Genomic DNA, 15783 nt, shown 5'->3' on the forward strand with positions numbered 1-15783 from the left:
AAAAAAAGCCTCGGATTGTTTGCCAATCCGAGGCTTCTTTTTATGGATTCGGGCAGTCGGTGTGCTCAGGCGCGCTCGGCCAAAGCCGGTTCGCCCTTCTTCTCGCGCACGAGATTGACGAAGCGGCGGAAGAGGTAATGGCTGTCCTGCGGGCCCGGGGAAGCTTCCGGGTGGTGCTGCACGGAGAAGACCGGCTTGCCGGCAACGCGCAGGCCGCAATTGCTGCCGTCGAAAAGAGAAATGTGAGTCTCTTCAACGCCTTCCGGAAGGCTGTTCGAGTCGACTGCGAAGCCGTGATTCATCGAGACGATCTCGACCTTGCCCGTGGTGTGATCCTTGACCGGGTGGTTGGCGCCATGATGGCCCTGATGCATCTTCGCCGTCTTGGCGCCGAGCGCGAGGCCGAGCATCTGGTGACCGAGGCAGATGCCGAACAACGGGATTTCCGTCTTCAGCAGGTCCTTGATGACAGGCACGGCATATTCGCCGGTTGCCGCGGGGTCGCCGGGACCGTTCGACAGGAAAATGCCGTCGGGCTTCAGCGCCAGCACGTCATCGGTGGATGCGGTTGCCGGCAATACGGTGACCTTGCAGTCGAGGCCGGAGAAGAGGCGCAGGATGTTGCGCTTGACGCCGTAGTCGAGGCAGACGACGTGATATTTGGCGTCGTCGGCATTGAGTGCGCCATAGCCTTCGTTCCAGATCCAGGGCGTCTGCGCCCATTGCGACGATTGGCCTGAAGTGGCGACCTTTGCGAGATCTAGGCCTTCCAAGCCGCTCCAAGCCTTCGCATCCGCCTTCAACTGCTCGATGTCGAAGACGCCGTTCGGGTCATGGGCGATGACGCCGTTCGGCATGCCGTTTTCGCGGATCCAGGCGGTCAGCGCGCGGGTGTCGATGCCGCACATGCCGATGATACCGCGAGCCTTCAGCCACTGGTCGAGATGCTTTGCGGCGCGATAGTTCGAAGGATCGGTGATATCGGCCTTGAAGATGACGCCGACGGCGCCGTGGCGGGCGGCAGGCGTCAAGTCTTCGATGTCTTCGTCGTTGGTGCCGACATTGCCGATGTGGGGGAAGGTGAAGGTAACGATCTGACCGAGATAGGAGGGATCGGTCAGGATTTCCTCGTAGCCGGTCAGCGCCGTGTTGAAGCAGACTTCGGCCTGGACCTTGCCGGTCGCGCCGATACCCTTGCCTTCGATTACGGTGCCGTCGGCGAGGACGAGCAGGGCACTCGGCTTTTCAGTTGTCCATGGGGCTGTCGCGGTCATTCTCATCCCGTTTCCGGCGTCGTGCGCGGCCTTGAAAAGACCGGGGGCTTCCGCCATGTTTGTGCAGATTGCAGCCGGCGACGTGCGTCGCGGCTTGAGACCTTCATATCGATCTAATGTGCAGGTGCTGGACATAGCCAAACAAGGCGTGTCGGTCAATGCGCCCCGTTCGTTTCCTGCCAAGGAATTCGCCAGCTTTCGATCGCCCGGACGTAATTGCATTGATCGCCGCTCATGGTCTATGAGACTGGCAACATGAAATGAGAGGCTGGGCGATCGTCGCCGGCCTGCTTAGGGAGTTTAAGACATGATCCGCGAAACGCTTTCCACCGCCCAGAAGGATGCCATGAGGGCCAAGGACGCGGCGAGGCTTTCGACCGTGCGCCTCATCCTCGCCGCGATCAAGGACAAGGACATCGCCAATCGTGGTCTCGGCAAGGAACAGGCGAGTGACGACGAGATTTTGCAGTTGCTCGCCAAGATGATCAAGCAGCGCGAAGAGTCGGTGAAGATCTACATCGATGGTGGCCGCCCGGAACTGGCCGACAAGGAGCGCGAGGAAATCGCTGTTATCCAGGGCTTCATGCCCGAGCAGCTTTCCGACGAGAAGGTGCGCGAGATCTGCGTCGCTGTCGTCGCCGAGCTCGGTGCGCAAGGCCTGAAGGACATGGGCAAGTGCGTCGCTGCCCTGCGCGAGCGCTATGCCGGGCAGATGGATTTCGCCAAGGCTTCGGGGATTCTCAAAGAGCTGCTGAAGTAAGTATTGGTGGCTCCGTCGGCGCTGGCTCGGGCTGCGCGCCGAAGGCCTCTTCCCAGACGGCGCCGATGATGGCGAATTTTTCCGTCTGGTAATCCCAATATTCCTGAATGAAGCCGCGCGAGAGCCAGAAGTGGCTCTTGCCCGGACTACCGGTCCAGCCCACGCTTCCCATACTCGATGCCTTGCTCATCAGCCGCTTCACATGCGTTCTTGAGATTAGGAATCGGTCGCAGATTTCGGTGAACGAAATCGGGCCGATGACCATTCTTGCCGCTGTCGGATCGATCGTTGCGATGCGGGACATCAGGTAGTCCATCACCACGCCGCCGGAATTTGCCCAAGTGAAGAGATCGAAGGTCTCGCCGGGATGACGCACTCGGTCGTTGGCAATGATTCTTGCTGCGATTGCCGGCTGCAGCGCCGCAATGATCTCCGGTCGCTCGACAAAAGTTGCTATCCGCCTGCCGCCATCCAGGCTGTCGAGCACCATCAGATGGATATAAATCCATTTCGATAGATGTTCCACCGCCGCTTCGGTCGGCTCTATTGGTCGCAGACGCTTGATTGGTGGATCGGCCAGATAACGCAAAAAGCGGTAGGTCAGCATTTCCTGGATGAAGCTCAGCGCCGTATTGTGGCTGGCGATCTCATGTTTGAGAACGTAATCGACAAAGCGGCGGGCATACAAGCCCGGCTGCTCTCCATCGATTCCGCCGTAATACAGTCCGAGGCCAGCTTGGGCCATCAGCCAGCGCTGCTGCGAAGCAAAAATCGAGCTTGCGCGTGGATTGTCAGCGTAGGCGGCAACCATCTCCCGCGCGCAGCCGAGAACAGCCGTGAAGAAACCAAGGTCAGAGGTAAGCTCTTCCGCAGCGAACGACATATAGTGATTTCCGATGAATTAGGGAATTCATTGGCATCGCAGTATCAATTGTCAATTGAATCTGGATGCTGCTGCGTAAAATTGAAAGTTTCTAATATACTTGCGGCGGCTACAGATTTGACGAGTTGACAGCGGTGGACGAAAGCGACACCAAGCTTTGCGCGTCTCTCATCAGCCTTGACCGCAAATAAAGAAGGCAGGAGCTGGGGGAGCTCCTGCCTTCTTGCGCTTTGCAGCCGTTTGATGACGCAGGGTGGGGCCCAAAAATCAAACGTCTATTGCAAAGGCACCCAGGTGAGGCGGCGCCGGGGGTAGGGATGGTGCCTCACCTGGGTATGGGGTGAACTTTACCTGATGATCCTGACTTGCTGGGGCAAATCCATGCCTTGCGACTCCAGCCAGGATACTTGAATTTTGATGCCGGCCTTGAGAGCCGGAACTTTCATATCAACAGGCAGCTGGTAGCCGGTATCGGTATAAAGCACGTTGCCAGTAGCCGCAGGAGCCACACCGTCCGTCATCGTAGCCGAGCCATAGGTGGCCGTGGCGAAGAGGGCGGCGGCAGCAAAGGGTACGAGCAAAACGCGCATTTGAATTCTCCTAAACAGAAAACCTGTACCTTAGGTTTCCAGTCCAGCGGGACGTCTAGGCATGTCGCGTCGCGAAGCATTTTCTTCGCCGGCTTGTCTCGCCCCGTGAGAAGAACGCTATTGCGGCGCACACCAACAATCAAATTACAAAAAAATAATGTTTGGCTTACGAACTATGCCCCAAATGCGCCACCAGCGCGCAGGATCGCGCGCCTTTCGATCTTCGATAATGATTGCGCCTGCGTCGTCGTACGCTCTTGGTTATTCACCCTGATAATCAGTAACTCTTTGCTTTTTCAGATTTTTTTGCGCGGCCAGGCTGTGTAGCCGCGTTTCCGTGATGCACATACAAGCTGCAAAGCTTTCCTTGGGCCCTGCCTCAGACGATGCCAAAACCGCCATCCAAGCAAGCGCGCGAACATGAATTGAGCCGAGGTTTTCACGGAGTTGTGATCGGAAAGGTTGAATTCGACCGCCGCATGAAGAGGGCTGTGAATAGCGGGCGTGGCGGAGGGTTCTCGTGGCAATGCGCTCGGTTCCTGATTATATGGGGGCAGGCCAGAGGTAGTCATGCGATTTTCCAATACGTTTCTCGATGAGATTCGCGACCGCGTTCCCATTTCGGACGTGATCGGTCGACGTGTGACCTGGGACCGGCGCAAGACCAATGTGCCGCGGGGTGACTATTGGGCCTGCTGCCCGTTCCATGGCGAAAAATCACCGAGCTTCCACTGTGAAGACCGCAAGGGCCGTTACCATTGCTTCGGCTGCGGCGTCACGGGCGATCATTTCCGTTTCCTGACCGAACTCGAGGGGCTTAGTTTTCCCGAAGCGGTGCAGCTGATCGCCGACATGGCAGGCGTTGCCATGCCGGTCGCCGATCCCATGGAAGCAAAGCGCGAAAAGGAACGCACGTCGCTGCTCGACGTCATGGAAATGGCGACACAGTTCTTTCAGGATCAGCTCCAGACGGCAAACGGTGCCAGGGCACGCGCCTATCTGCGCGACCGCGGCCTGACCGGTCGCACCATTGAGACCTTCCGCCTTGGCTACTCGCCGGACAGCCGTAATGCACTCAAGGAGTTTTTAGCCGGCAAAGGCGTATTGAAAGAACAGATGGAAGCCTGTGGCTTGGTCGTGCATGAGAATGTGCCGGTCTCCTACGACCGTTTTCGCGATCGCATCATGTTCCCGATCCTATCTTCGCGCGAAAAGGTGATCGCCTTCGGCGGCCGCGCCATGTCGCCGGATGCGCCGGCGAAATATCTCAATTCCAATGAGACGGAACTCTTTCACAAGGGCAATGTACTCTACAATTTTACGCGCGCGCGCCGTGCCGCCCAGGGGAATGACGGCGCGGGTACGATCATCGCCGTCGAAGGCTATATGGACGTCATTGCGCTACATCAGGCTGGCGTTGAAAATGCAGTCGCCCCACTCGGCACGGCGCTGACGGAAAACCAGCTCGAACTTCTATGGAAGATGACGCCCCAGCCGGTGCTCTGCTTCGATGGAGACGGAGCCGGCATTCGCGCCGCCAATCGCGCTGCCGATCTGGCGCTGCCGCATATCAAACCAGGCCGCACCGTCCGTTTCGCGCTTTTGCCGGATGGAAAGGACCCGGATGATCTTGTCCGCCATGAAGGCCGCGCGCCTTTCGACAAGGTGATGGCGCAGGCAAAGCCGCTGGCGGAAATGATCTGGAGCCGCGAAGCAGGCAGCGGCGCCTTCGATACGCCGGAGGCGCGCGCCGAACTTGAGGCGCGACTGAAACAGATGGTTTCGGTCATATCAGACGAGAACGTCCGCCGGCACTATCAGCAGGACATGCGCGATCGGCTGAACGGCCTGTTTCAGCCGCAGTTTCAGCGCGGCGGCAATCAGCAGGGACGCGGCTTTTCCCGCGACGGCAATGGCCGCAATTTCGGCGGTCGCGGCGGGCCGGGCCGGGATCGGCAGCCGGCCAACAATGTGACGGCGTCTGATCGCTTGACGCGTTCGGGCATGATCAAGGGTCATCAGGACATACCAGGGCTGCGCGAGAGCGTATTGGCGTTGACCATCGTCAATCATCCGCTGCTGCTGCAGGACGAATATGATGAGATCGCCGCGATCGACTACGAAAGTCGCGAATTGCAGCGTCTGTGGTCCGCCTTGTTGGGTACGGCAGCAGCCATGGCCGGCCCGCAGCTCAATCGCGAACGGCTGCTCGAACAGTTGGAAGAGCAGGGTTTTGCGGCATTGCTGAAGAGCCTCGACCAGCAGGTGCGCAATGCTCGCCTCTGGACGGCGACTGAGGAAGCCGCGACGGAAGATGCGCGGGAGGGCTATCGTCAGGCGCTTGCGCTTCACAAGCGCTCGAAAGCATTGCGTTGGCACAAGATCGAGCTGCAAAGCGCAATCGCCGAGGCAACGGAAGACGGCGATGGCGACCTCATCGAACAGCTCATGCGCGCTTTGCAGGAAGTGCAGCTCGAAGCTTTGCGCCTGGAAAACCAGGAAGCAATCATCGATGGGTTTGGCGTGCTTTCCGGTCGCATCAAAGGGTCCGCGGGGAAATAGGGGATAGATGTCACAGCCAGATCGACAGGAGCCGCGATTTTCCGCTGACGATGCGTTGTTCGGTGACCGTAGCTCCGGAGCCGCGCCGCTCGATATCCTCAAGCGGGTCTATGGCTATTCCGCCTTTCGCGGCAAGCAGCAGCAGGTGGTCGACCATGTGGTTTCCGGCGGCGATGCGGTCGTGCTGTTTCCGACTGGCGCCGGCAAATCGCTGTGTTTCCAGATTCCGGCCTTGTGCCGCCAAGGCGTCGGCATCGTCGTTTCGCCATTGATCGCCCTGATGCGCGACCAGGTCGAGGCGATGAAGCAGCTCGGTATCCGCGCGGCGGCGTTGAACTCGTCCTTGTCGCGGGAAGAGGCAAGCGATGTCTATCGCGCTATCTCCAGCGGAACGCTCGATCTGCTCTACGTCACACCGGAACGCATTTTGACGGATGGCTTCAGCCAGATGATCGCCAAGGCGAAGATTGCCTTGTTCGCCATCGACGAGGCGCATTGCGTCTCGCAATGGGGACATGATTTTCGCCCGGAATACCGTGATCTCGGCAGGCTTGCGGAGCTCTTTCCCGATGTGCCGCGCATCGCGTTGACGGCGACGGCCGATCCGCATACGCGCGACGACATCATCGAGAGGCTGGCGCTCGATAATGCCAAGGTTTTCACCACCAGCTTCGACCGGCCGAACATCACCTATGAGATCGTCGAGCGCGATCAGCCGCGCCAACAATTGCTGCGTTTCCTCGATGGTCATCGTGGCGATAGCGGGATTGTCTATTGCCTGTCGCGGGCCAAGGTCGAGGATACCGCGGAGTGGCTGAACGGGCAGGGCATTCGCGCGCTTGCCTATCACGCCGGCATGGATCGATCGGTCCGCGACGCCAACCAGGATGCCTTCCTGAAGGAAGAGGATCTTTGCCTGGTGGCGACGGTCGCCTTCGGCATGGGCATCGACAAGCCGAATGTCCGCTATGTCGCCCATCTCGATCTTCCCGGCTCCGTCGAGGCCTATTATCAGGAGACGGGACGCGCGGGACGCGACAGCTTACCGTCCGAAGTCTGGATGGCCTATGGCATGGCCGACGTGATCCAGCGGCGGCGGATGATCGACGAGGGCAATGCAGCGGAAGAGATTAAGCGTGTCGAGCGCGCGAAGCTGAACGCATTGCTCGCGATCTGCGAGACGGCCGGCTGCCGACGCCAGGCGATTCTTGCGCATTTCGGCGAGCCTCATGCCGGCGGCTGCGGCAATTGTGATACCTGCCTGAAACCGGTCGAAACCTGGGACGGCACCGAGGCGGCGATCAAGGCACTCGCTGCCGTCTACCGCACCGGCGAACGTTTCGGCACCGGCCATGTCATCGATGTGTTGATGGGGGCGGTCAATGAGAAGACCGAGCGTTTCGGCCATGTGAACATGCCGGTCTTCGGGGTGGGTAAGGATATTCCTTCGCGTACCTGGCAGTCCGTCTTTCGACAACTGCTGGCGAGCGGCTTCGTCAGCATCGATCATACTGCTTTCGGCGCGATGAAGCTGGAGCCGGAGGCGCGGGCGGTCTTCAAACGCGAGCGTCAGGTTTTCTTCCGCAAGGATCGGCCGGAGACGGGCCGGCGCACCAAGAAGGCAGGGCGGATCGAGAAGCGGCAGTCAAGCCTGTCGAGCGAGGCGCAGCCATTGTTCGAAGCGTTGAGAAGCGAGCGCGCGAGCATCGCTAAGGCACTCGGCGTGCCGCCCTATGTCGTGTTCCCGGATACGACACTGATTGCTTTTGCCATGGAGCGACCGACGAGCCGCGATGCGCTCCTGGGCATTTCGGGCGTGGGGCAGGCGAAGTTGGAGCGCTATGGAGATGCGTTCTTGAAGGCGATAGAGAATTTCACCGATCGGTGACACCTTCTCGCCAGGCGCACTCACATCCTGACGGTCATGCCGCCGTCGACGGTCAGCACATGACCGTTGACAAAGGAGGCGGCGTCGCTGGCGAGAAATAGTGCCGCGCCGGCGATCTCGTCAGGACGGCCCCAGCGTTGAACGGGAATGCGCTGGCGCACGAAGGGCATAAGCTCTTCGTTTGCCGCCATCGCGGCGTTCGTTTCCGTCGCGAACCAACCCGGTGCGATGGCATTGCTTGTGATGCCGTGCGGGCCAAATTCCACGGCCATGCCGCGCATAAGGCCAGTGAGCCCCTGTTTGGCCGCAGGGTAGACGCAGTCTCCCGGCATGGCGACATGGCCGCTGATCGAGGTTACCGAGATCAACCGTCCATGACCATGACGTTTCATCAGGCGTGCTGCGTTGCGCGAGAGCGTGATCGAGGCAGCCAGATCCGTGTTGAGGAGAGCAAGGATCGCTTCGTCGTCGAAGTCGGCCAGCGGGCGTCTGTCACGGGCGCCGACATTGCTGATCAGTATGTCGAGCCGGCCGTGGTTCCTTTCGATATCCGCCATTGTCGCACGCTGCGCCTCGTGATCGGCGATGTCGAAAGCGGCGGCTTCGGCGGTACCGCCTGCCGCGCGGATGGTTTCCACGGCGCTGTCTAGCGTCGCAGCCGTACGTCCGTTGATGACGACATGCGCTCCTGCGCCGGCAAGCGCCTTCGCCATCTCCAGACCCAGGCCGCGACCACTGCCGGTGACGAGCGCGACCCGACCCTCGAGCGAAAATCTATGGAATATGCTCATCACATCCTCACCATACGGGAACCGTATTATGTTTGCAGGCAGATAGTGGACTCAGTCAAATAATTTTTGCAATAGTTACGAGCAATACGGTGTCGTTCACTGCTATATCGTATGAGCGTCAATGCCTCGCGTATTTTTGCCGCTGCTGAATGCAGCAAGAAACCAAATCCTGTGCTATTTCTCGGGCCGTCTCCGCCCACGACCAGCATCGGAATGCGACGATGACCTCTGAATTCATATCCCATTTGCGTACAGAACTTGCCGGTCTGAAGGATGCAGGCCTCTATAAATCCGAGCGCGTCATCACCTCCAAGCAGGCGGGCGAGATTGCCGTCGTGGGCGGCGAGCGAGTTCTGAATTTCTGCGCCAACAACTATCTCGGCCTCGCCGATAATGAGGAACTGGCAGAAGCGGCAAAGAAAGCGCTCGATCGCTATGGCTACGGCATGGCCTCGGTGCGCTTCATCTGCGGGACTCAGGAAGAGCACAAGCAGCTTGAGGCGCGGATATCGGCCTTTCTCGGCATGGAGGACACGATCCTTTATTCCTCCTGTTTCGATGCCAATGGCGGGTTGTTCGAGACGCTGCTGTCGGAGGAGGATGCGATCATCTCCGATGCGCTCAACCACGCCTCGATCATCGACGGTGTGCGTCTCTCCAAGGCGAAGCGCTTCCGCTACGCCAATAACGACATGGCGGCCCTAGAAGAGGAGCTGAAGAAGGCCGAGGGCAGCCGTTTCAAGCTGATTGCCACCGACGGCGTTTTCTCCATGGATGGCATCATCGCCAATCTCGAGGGCGTCTGCGATCTTGCCGAACAATATGGTGCGATGGTGATGGTCGATGACAGCCATGCCGTCGGTTTTGTCGGCGATCATGGCCGCGGCTCGCCGGAACATTGCGGCGTCGAGGGCAGGGTCGACATCATCACCGGTACGCTTGGCAAGGCGCTCGGTGGGGCATCGGGCGGCTATACTTCGGCCAAAGCCGAGATCGTTGATTGGCTGCGGCAGCGCTCGCGCCCCTATCTCTTCTCAAATACGCTGGCTCCGGTCATCGCGGCTGCTTCGCTGAAAGTCTTTGATCTGATCGAAAACGGCAGCGATCTGCGCGACCGGCTCCGTGGCAATGCCGAGTTCTTCCGCAGCGAAATGACCAAGCTCGGTTTCACGCTGGCCGGCGCCGATCATCCGATCATCCCCGTCATGCTCGGCGATGCCAAGCTAGCGCAGGAGATGGCAGCGCTGATGCTGAAAAAGGGCGTCTACGTCATCGGCTTCTCCTTCCCGGTGGTGCCGAAGGGTCAGGCGCGCATCCGCACGCAAATGTCGGCGGCGCATTCGAAGGCCGATGTCGAGCGCGCGATTGCAGCTTTTGCCGAGGCGGGACGCGAACTCGGAATCATTTGAATCGGATGGAGACGGCAGCTCATGTCGAACATGATGAAGGCATTGGTCAAATCGAAGCCGGAAGTCGGGCTGTGGATGGAGCAAGTTCCGGTTCCCGAGGTTGGGCCGAACGATGTGCTGATCCGGGTCAGGAAATCGGCGATCTGCGGCACGGATGTGCATATTTGGAACTGGGACCAGTGGGCGCAGAAGACCATTCCGGTGCCGATGGTCGTCGGTCACGAATTCTGCGGCGAGATCGCGGAGATCGGCTCGGCGGTCACCAAATATCATGTCGGCGAGCGTGTCTCCGGCGAAGGACATATCGTTTGCGGCAAGTGCCGCAACTGCCGGGCGGGCAGGGGACATCTTTGCCGCAATACGCTGGGCGTCGGCGTCAACCGCCCGGGCTCGTTCGGCGAATTCGTCTGCATTCCGGAAAGCAACGTTGTCCCGATCCCTGACGATATCCCGGATGAAGTGGCGGCGATCTTCGATCCCTTCGGCAATGCCGTGCACACCGCGCTTTCCTTCGATCTGGTGGGCGAGGATGTGCTGGTTACCGGCGCGGGGCCGATCGGCATCATGGGCGCCATGGTCGCCAGGCGTTCGGGCGCACGCAAGGTGGTCATCACCGATATCAATCCGAATCGGCTGGCGCTCGCCCGCAAGCTCGGTATCGAGCATGTCGTCGACGCCTCGAAGGAAAACTTGGCCGATGTAATGAAGTCTATCGGTATGACCGAAGGTTTCGATGTCGGTCTGGAAATGTCGGGTGCCGCGCCCGCTTTCCGCGACATGATCGACAAGATGAACAATGGCGGCAAGATCGCTATTCTCGGCATCGCGCCGGCCGGCTTCGAGATCGACTGGAACAAGGTGATTTTCAAGATGCTCAATCTGAAGGGCATCTATGGCCGCGAGATGTTCGAGACCTGGTACAAGATGATCGCCTTCGTTCAAGGCGGGCTCGACGTCTCGCCGGTCATTACCCATCGCATCCACATCGATGATTTCCGCGATGGCTTTGAAGCCATGCGTTCTGGTAATTCCGGCAAGGTGGTAATGGACTGGATTTGACCAAATTCGTGGCCCGGCCGCATCAGCATTGCCGCGAACTGCGGAAATGCGGGTGGTTTCATGGGCCTGCCCTTGTCAACGCGCGGGGACTTCCTAAATACGGGAAGCAATTGTTTCTGGGCGTGTTGGGCCTGTGGATAAGGCTTTTTCACGATTTTAACAGGCTTTTTTGCTGGAAAAGCTTGACGAGAGCAAAAATTGTAGGAATCACCGTTTGTCCTCGGAAAAACGGTGAAGTGGGTCAGGCGGATCACGTATACCATGGCCGGAATTCCAAACGCAATCCAGCTTTGCTGTTGGGAGCCGGTGATCGTGGTTAATCAGGCATTAAAGGTCATTCCGTTAGGTGTTTGTCGGTGATTCGGGGCTGGCGCGAGGCGTGCCGGGCCAGAGCGGTCAGTCACCGCGTGTAAGTTTCAAGCGTCAGGGAAAGCGACGATATAGAGATGGCAACCAAGGTCAAAGAGAACGAAGAAGCTGAAGTCGAACGCGACGGCGCCTCGGATGGCCCGCTTCTCGATCTTTCCGACGACGCGGTCAAGAAGATGATCAAGGCCGCGAAAAAACGCGGCTACGTGACGATGGACGAGCTCAACGCCGTTCTGCCGTCCGAAGAAGTGACGTCCGAGCAGATCGAAGATACGATGGCTATGCTCTCCGATATGGGCATCAACGTCATTGAAGACGAGGATGTCGAAGAGGCGGGCGCGGCAGCCAGTGGCGGCGACGACGACGATTCCAGCGGCGACGAGGATGGTGAAGGCGGCGAGCTTGCGCCTTCCGGCGGCTCGGCGCTTGCAACCACCAAGAAGAAAGAGCCGACCGATCGCACCGACGATCCGGTGCGCATGTATCTGCGCGAAATGGGCTCTGTCGAGCTGCTGTCGCGCGAAGGCGAAATCGCGATCGCCAAGCGCATCGAGGCCGGCCGCGAAACCATGATCGGTGGCCTCTGTGAGAGCCCGTTGACGTTCCAGGCGTTGATCATCTGGCGCGACGAACTCAACGAAGGCACCACGCTGCTGCGCGAGATCATCGATCTCGAAACGACCTATTCCGGTCCAGAGGCCAAGGCTGCGCCGCAGTTCCAGAGCCCGGAAAAGATCGAGGCCGACCGCAAAGCGGCCGAAGAGAAGGAAAAGGCCCGCGGCCGCCGTTCCTCCGGCGATGACGACATCACCGACGTCGGCGGCGAAGGCATGCCGATCGAGGAGGAGGAAGAGGACGAGGACGAATCCAGCCTCTCGCTCGCCGCGATGGAAGCAGAGCTTCGCCCGCAGGTCATGCTGACGCTCGACACGATCGCCGAAACCTACAAGAAGCTGCGCAAGCTGCAGGACCAGCAGGTCGAGCAGCGCCTGTCGGCTTCGGGTACGCTGTCGTCCGCACAGGAGCGCCGCTACAAGGAGCTGAAGGACGAGCTGGTCAAGTCGGTCAAGTCGCTGTCGCTGAACCAGAACCGCATCGACGCTCTGGTCGAGCAGCTCTACGACATCAACAAGCGCCTCGTGCAGAACGAAGGCCGCCTGCTGCGTCTTGCCGAATCCTATGGCGTCAAGCGCGATAGCTTCCTGGAACAGTATCAGGGCGCTGAGCTCGATCCGAACTGGATGAAGTCGATCGGCAACCTCGCCGCCCGCGGCTGGAAGGAATTCGCCAAGAGCGAAAACACCACGATCCGCGACATCCGCCAGGAAATTCAGAACCTTGCGACCGAAACCGGCATTTCGATCTCGGAATTCCGCCGCATCGTTCATATGGTGCAGAAGGGCGAGCGCGAAGCGCGTATCGCCAAGAAGGAAATGGTCGAAGCGAACCTGCGCCTCGTCATCTCCATCGCCAAGAAATACACCAATCGCGGCCTGCAGTTCCTCGATCTCATTCAGGAAGGCAATATCGGCCTGATGAAGGCGGTCGATAAGTTCGAATATCGCCGCGGCTACAAGTTCTCGACTTACGCTACATGGTGGATCCGGCAGGCGATCACCCGTTCGATCGCCGACCAGGCCCGCACCATCCGCATTCCGGTGCACATGATCGAAACGATCAACAAGATCGTTCGTACGTCGCGCCAGATGCTGCATGAAATCGGCCGTGAGCCGACGCCGGAAGAATTGGCCGAAAAGCTCGCCATGCCGCTCGAAAAAGTGCGCAAGGTGCTGAAGATCGCCAAGGAGCCGATCTCGCTGGAAACCCCGGTGGGTGACGAAGAGGATTCGCATCTCGGCGATTTCATCGAGGACAAGAATGCGCTGCTGCCGATCGATGCCGCCATTCAGGCCAACCTGCGCGAGACGACGACCCGCGTTTTGGCATCGCTGACGCCGCGCGAAGAGCGCGTGCTGCGCATGCGCTTCGGCATCGGCATGAACACCGACCACACGCTCGAAGAAGTCGGCCAGCAGTTCTCGGTTACCCGCGAACGTATCCGTCAGATCGAAGCCAAGGCATTGCGCAAGCTGAAGCATCCGAGCCGCTCCAGAAAGCTGCGCTCGTTCCTCGATAGCTGAGCAGGTTGCTTTGTTGCTATGAAATTAGAACCCGGTTCGTACAAGCGAGCCGGGTTTTTCGTTTTGTCAGATGTGCCTGCACTGCACGCTTCGCGACAGGTCCTTCTAACGGTGCAACGTTATGTGCTACGGTGTTGGTGAGGGTTTTCCGCGCACCGCGGAGCTGTGATCAGACTAACAGTCTGCAATTTTCCGGCTGCCTCTTTCTGGCCTTGATGTTTAACACCATATGTCGGGAATCTAGGCGTCGTCGGATGTCGTTTGTCGGTAAGGTTTGGATGAAATTGTTGAGCGCTTTTCCGTCTGTCCTGCGTCGTCAGCCTTGCGGCCGCTGACCGATGGAGCGCGTCGCCGAACAGCGGAAACCGGATGAGCGTCGATGGGGACTGATCCCTTCCATTCTGGTGCACATCCTGTTTTTCGCTGCGCTTTTCCTGCTGCCGGTGGTGGCTATGCCGATACCGCAGCCGGAAGACAGCATCAATGTCGAGATGGTGCCGCAGCCCAAGGAGGAGGCAAAGAACGCCGCAAAGCCGTCGGAGCGCGCCGGCCGCGTGCCGACGCCGACACCCAGGCCCGATGAAAAGCAGCCTTCGAAGGAACCGAAGGCGGCGTCCACCGACAAGACTGAGGGCGAGCAGACCGCTGACAAGCTGAGCGACGAGAGCAAGACGAAGGCTGAGAAGGGGCCTGACCCGAACTCTAAGGATCAGGATGCGAAATCGCAGGAACCCGCGCAGGCCGATAAGCCTGCCGATGTGAAGGCCGATCAGCCAGCACCGACCACCGAGCAGGCCGACGCGCAGCCGCAGCCGGGTGATGCGCCGTCGCCGACGCCGGCCGATGATCAAGCCAAGCCGCAAGATCAGACGCCGACGACCGACGATCCGGCACAAGCAAAGCAGGACCAGCCACCTAGTTCCGATCCGGCGACACAGCCGCAGCAGCAAACTGCGGATCAATCGACGCCATCTGCCGATAATCCACCACAACAGACATCCGCCCAGCAGGCTGCGGCAGAGGCCCACACGCAGCCGCAGGCGAACCCGACGCCGCCGGCAAGCGATGACACTGCGCAGCAGCAACAGGCGAAGGCGGAGGAGGCAGCGAAGACCGACGCGGAAGCCAAGGCCGCCAAGCCGGACGCCGCAGCGTCTGCAACCGATCCGAATTCCAGTGATCCCGCATCGACGCCGACGCCGGAAGAGCTGGCGACGGACCAGCCGTCTGACACCCAGATCGTCGAGCCGAACACGCCGTCTATGGATGCAGCAGGCACGCAGGCGGATCAAAAGGACGGAGCGGCGTCCGATCCCATAGCGGGACTAGCGAAGACTGCCGAAGGGCAGGTAGATCAGCAGCAGGCCGCGGCTGATCCCAAGGTCGTGCCGGATGTTGCCGTGCCGACGACCGGAGGAGCGCAGCCACAGCAACAATCGCAGGATCAGCCGGTCTCCGGCGACCCTAGTGACCCGACGGCCGGAACCACCTTCGTCCCCGCGCCTCAACCTCGGCCGCAGCAGCAGGCGTCAGCGGACAGCACGCAAGACGCATCGAAAACCGATCCGTCGCAGGCTCAGCAAAAGTCCGGCGGCCAGCAGGGAAAATTCATCCAGGCCAAGCGCTTCTACTCCGGTACAGAGATGGCGCGTATGTCGAAGGACGAATTGGACGCCTGGAAAAAGTTGCCGCGACGTACACGAGTGCAGCAGCTTTGCAATAGCGAGGAAAAGCTGCAGTTCGGGTATGAACTAAAAGCGAGCGGCTTTTATAACTCACTGATTACACCGGCCATGCTGTCGGATATTGATCTCGTCGGCGATGGAGCTGGCGTGCTCACACCGAAAGGTTGGGTAAGGGTGGCATTTAAATGTAACGTTGACGATGCGGCCTTGAAGGTGGTTGCCTTCTCCTATTCGGTTAGAGGTCACGTCTCCGCAAAACAGTTGGAGAGGATCGGCGCTGCTGGCAATTGACGGACAGCACTCGTCTCATCAGCTTGAAACAATAGTTTATTCCGACGCCCGATAGAAATTCTGCCCATTTCATCATACGAT

General features: G+C 59.5%; 11 protein-coding genes. 7 read left to right on the top strand and 4 right to left on the bottom strand.

The features are described 5' to 3' along the window. Positions 1-65: 65 nt before the first annotated feature. Positions 66-1274 (bottom strand): glutamine-hydrolyzing carbamoyl-phosphate synthase small subunit, encoded by a 1209-nt coding sequence (gene carA, locus PH547_RS07400; RefSeq protein WP_104825150.1) that lies wholly within the window; start codon positions 1272-1274, stop codon positions 66-68. Positions 1275-1581: 307 nt separating this feature from the next. On the opposite strand from carA, the gene PH547_RS07405 reads away from it, so the two are divergent. Next, positions 1582-2034, top strand: a complete 453-nt coding sequence (locus PH547_RS07405; protein ID WP_260303063.1) for a GatB/YqeY domain-containing protein — start codon at positions 1582-1584, stop codon at positions 2032-2034. Here PH547_RS07405 and PH547_RS07410 read toward each other — a convergent pair. Next, positions 2015-2917 (bottom strand): hypothetical protein, encoded by a 903-nt coding sequence (locus tag PH547_RS07410; RefSeq protein WP_260303062.1) that lies wholly within the window; start codon positions 2915-2917, stop codon positions 2015-2017. The two genes, PH547_RS07405 and PH547_RS07410, sit on opposite strands and share 20 nt — an antisense overlap. 347 nt (positions 2918-3264) lie before the next feature. After that, a complete protein-coding gene (locus PH547_RS07415) occupies positions 3265-3507 on the bottom strand; it encodes a hypothetical protein (protein WP_104823692.1) in 243 nt (80 codons plus the stop codon). Positions 3508-4077: 570 nt separating this feature from the next. Between PH547_RS07415 and dnaG the strand changes: the two genes are divergently transcribed. Together dnaG and recQ are read left to right on the top strand one after the other, a co-directional pair. Then, the gene (gene dnaG, locus PH547_RS07420) at positions 4078-6069 is read left to right on the top strand and encodes a DNA primase (RefSeq protein WP_260303061.1); all 1992 of its coding nucleotides are present in this window, start codon (positions 4078-4080) and stop codon (positions 6067-6069) included. A gap of 7 nt (positions 6070-6076) precedes the next feature. After that, complete coding sequence (gene recQ / locus PH547_RS07425; RefSeq protein WP_260303060.1) at positions 6077-7957, top strand: DNA helicase RecQ; 1881 nt, start codon at positions 6077-6079, stop codon at positions 7955-7957. A 20-nt stretch (positions 7958-7977) separates the two neighbouring features. Here the strand turns inward: recQ and PH547_RS07430 are convergent, their stop codons facing one another. Then, positions 7978-8748, bottom strand: coding sequence for an SDR family oxidoreductase (locus PH547_RS07430; RefSeq protein WP_260303059.1), 771 nt, complete (start codon positions 8746-8748; stop codon positions 7978-7980). Between the two features lie 221 nt (positions 8749-8969). Here PH547_RS07430 and PH547_RS07435 point away from each other — a divergent pair, with 221 nt between their 5' ends. From PH547_RS07435 to PH547_RS07450, 4 genes are all read left to right on the top strand, one after another. Beyond that, positions 8970-10157 (top strand): glycine C-acetyltransferase, encoded by a 1188-nt coding sequence (locus PH547_RS07435; protein ID WP_104823688.1) that lies wholly within the window; start codon positions 8970-8972, stop codon positions 10155-10157. A gap of 21 nt (positions 10158-10178) precedes the next feature. Next, positions 10179-11216 (top strand): L-threonine 3-dehydrogenase, encoded by a 1038-nt coding sequence (gene tdh / locus PH547_RS07440; protein WP_104823687.1) that lies wholly within the window; start codon positions 10179-10181, stop codon positions 11214-11216. A 446-nt stretch (positions 11217-11662) separates the two neighbouring features. Next, positions 11663-13726: an RNA polymerase sigma factor RpoD gene (gene rpoD / locus PH547_RS07445; RefSeq protein ID WP_104823686.1), complete on the top strand. Its 2064-nt coding sequence runs from the start codon at positions 11663-11665 to the stop codon at positions 13724-13726. A 338-nt stretch (positions 13727-14064) separates the two neighbouring features. Next, positions 14065-15702 (top strand): DUF930 domain-containing protein, encoded by a 1638-nt coding sequence (locus PH547_RS07450; RefSeq protein ID WP_104823685.1) that lies wholly within the window; start codon positions 14065-14067, stop codon positions 15700-15702. Positions 15703-15783: the final 81 nt, after the last annotated feature.

The organism is Rhizobium cerradonense (assembly GCF_030182455.1).
GTDB lineage: Bacteria > Pseudomonadota > Alphaproteobacteria > Rhizobiales > Rhizobiaceae > Rhizobium.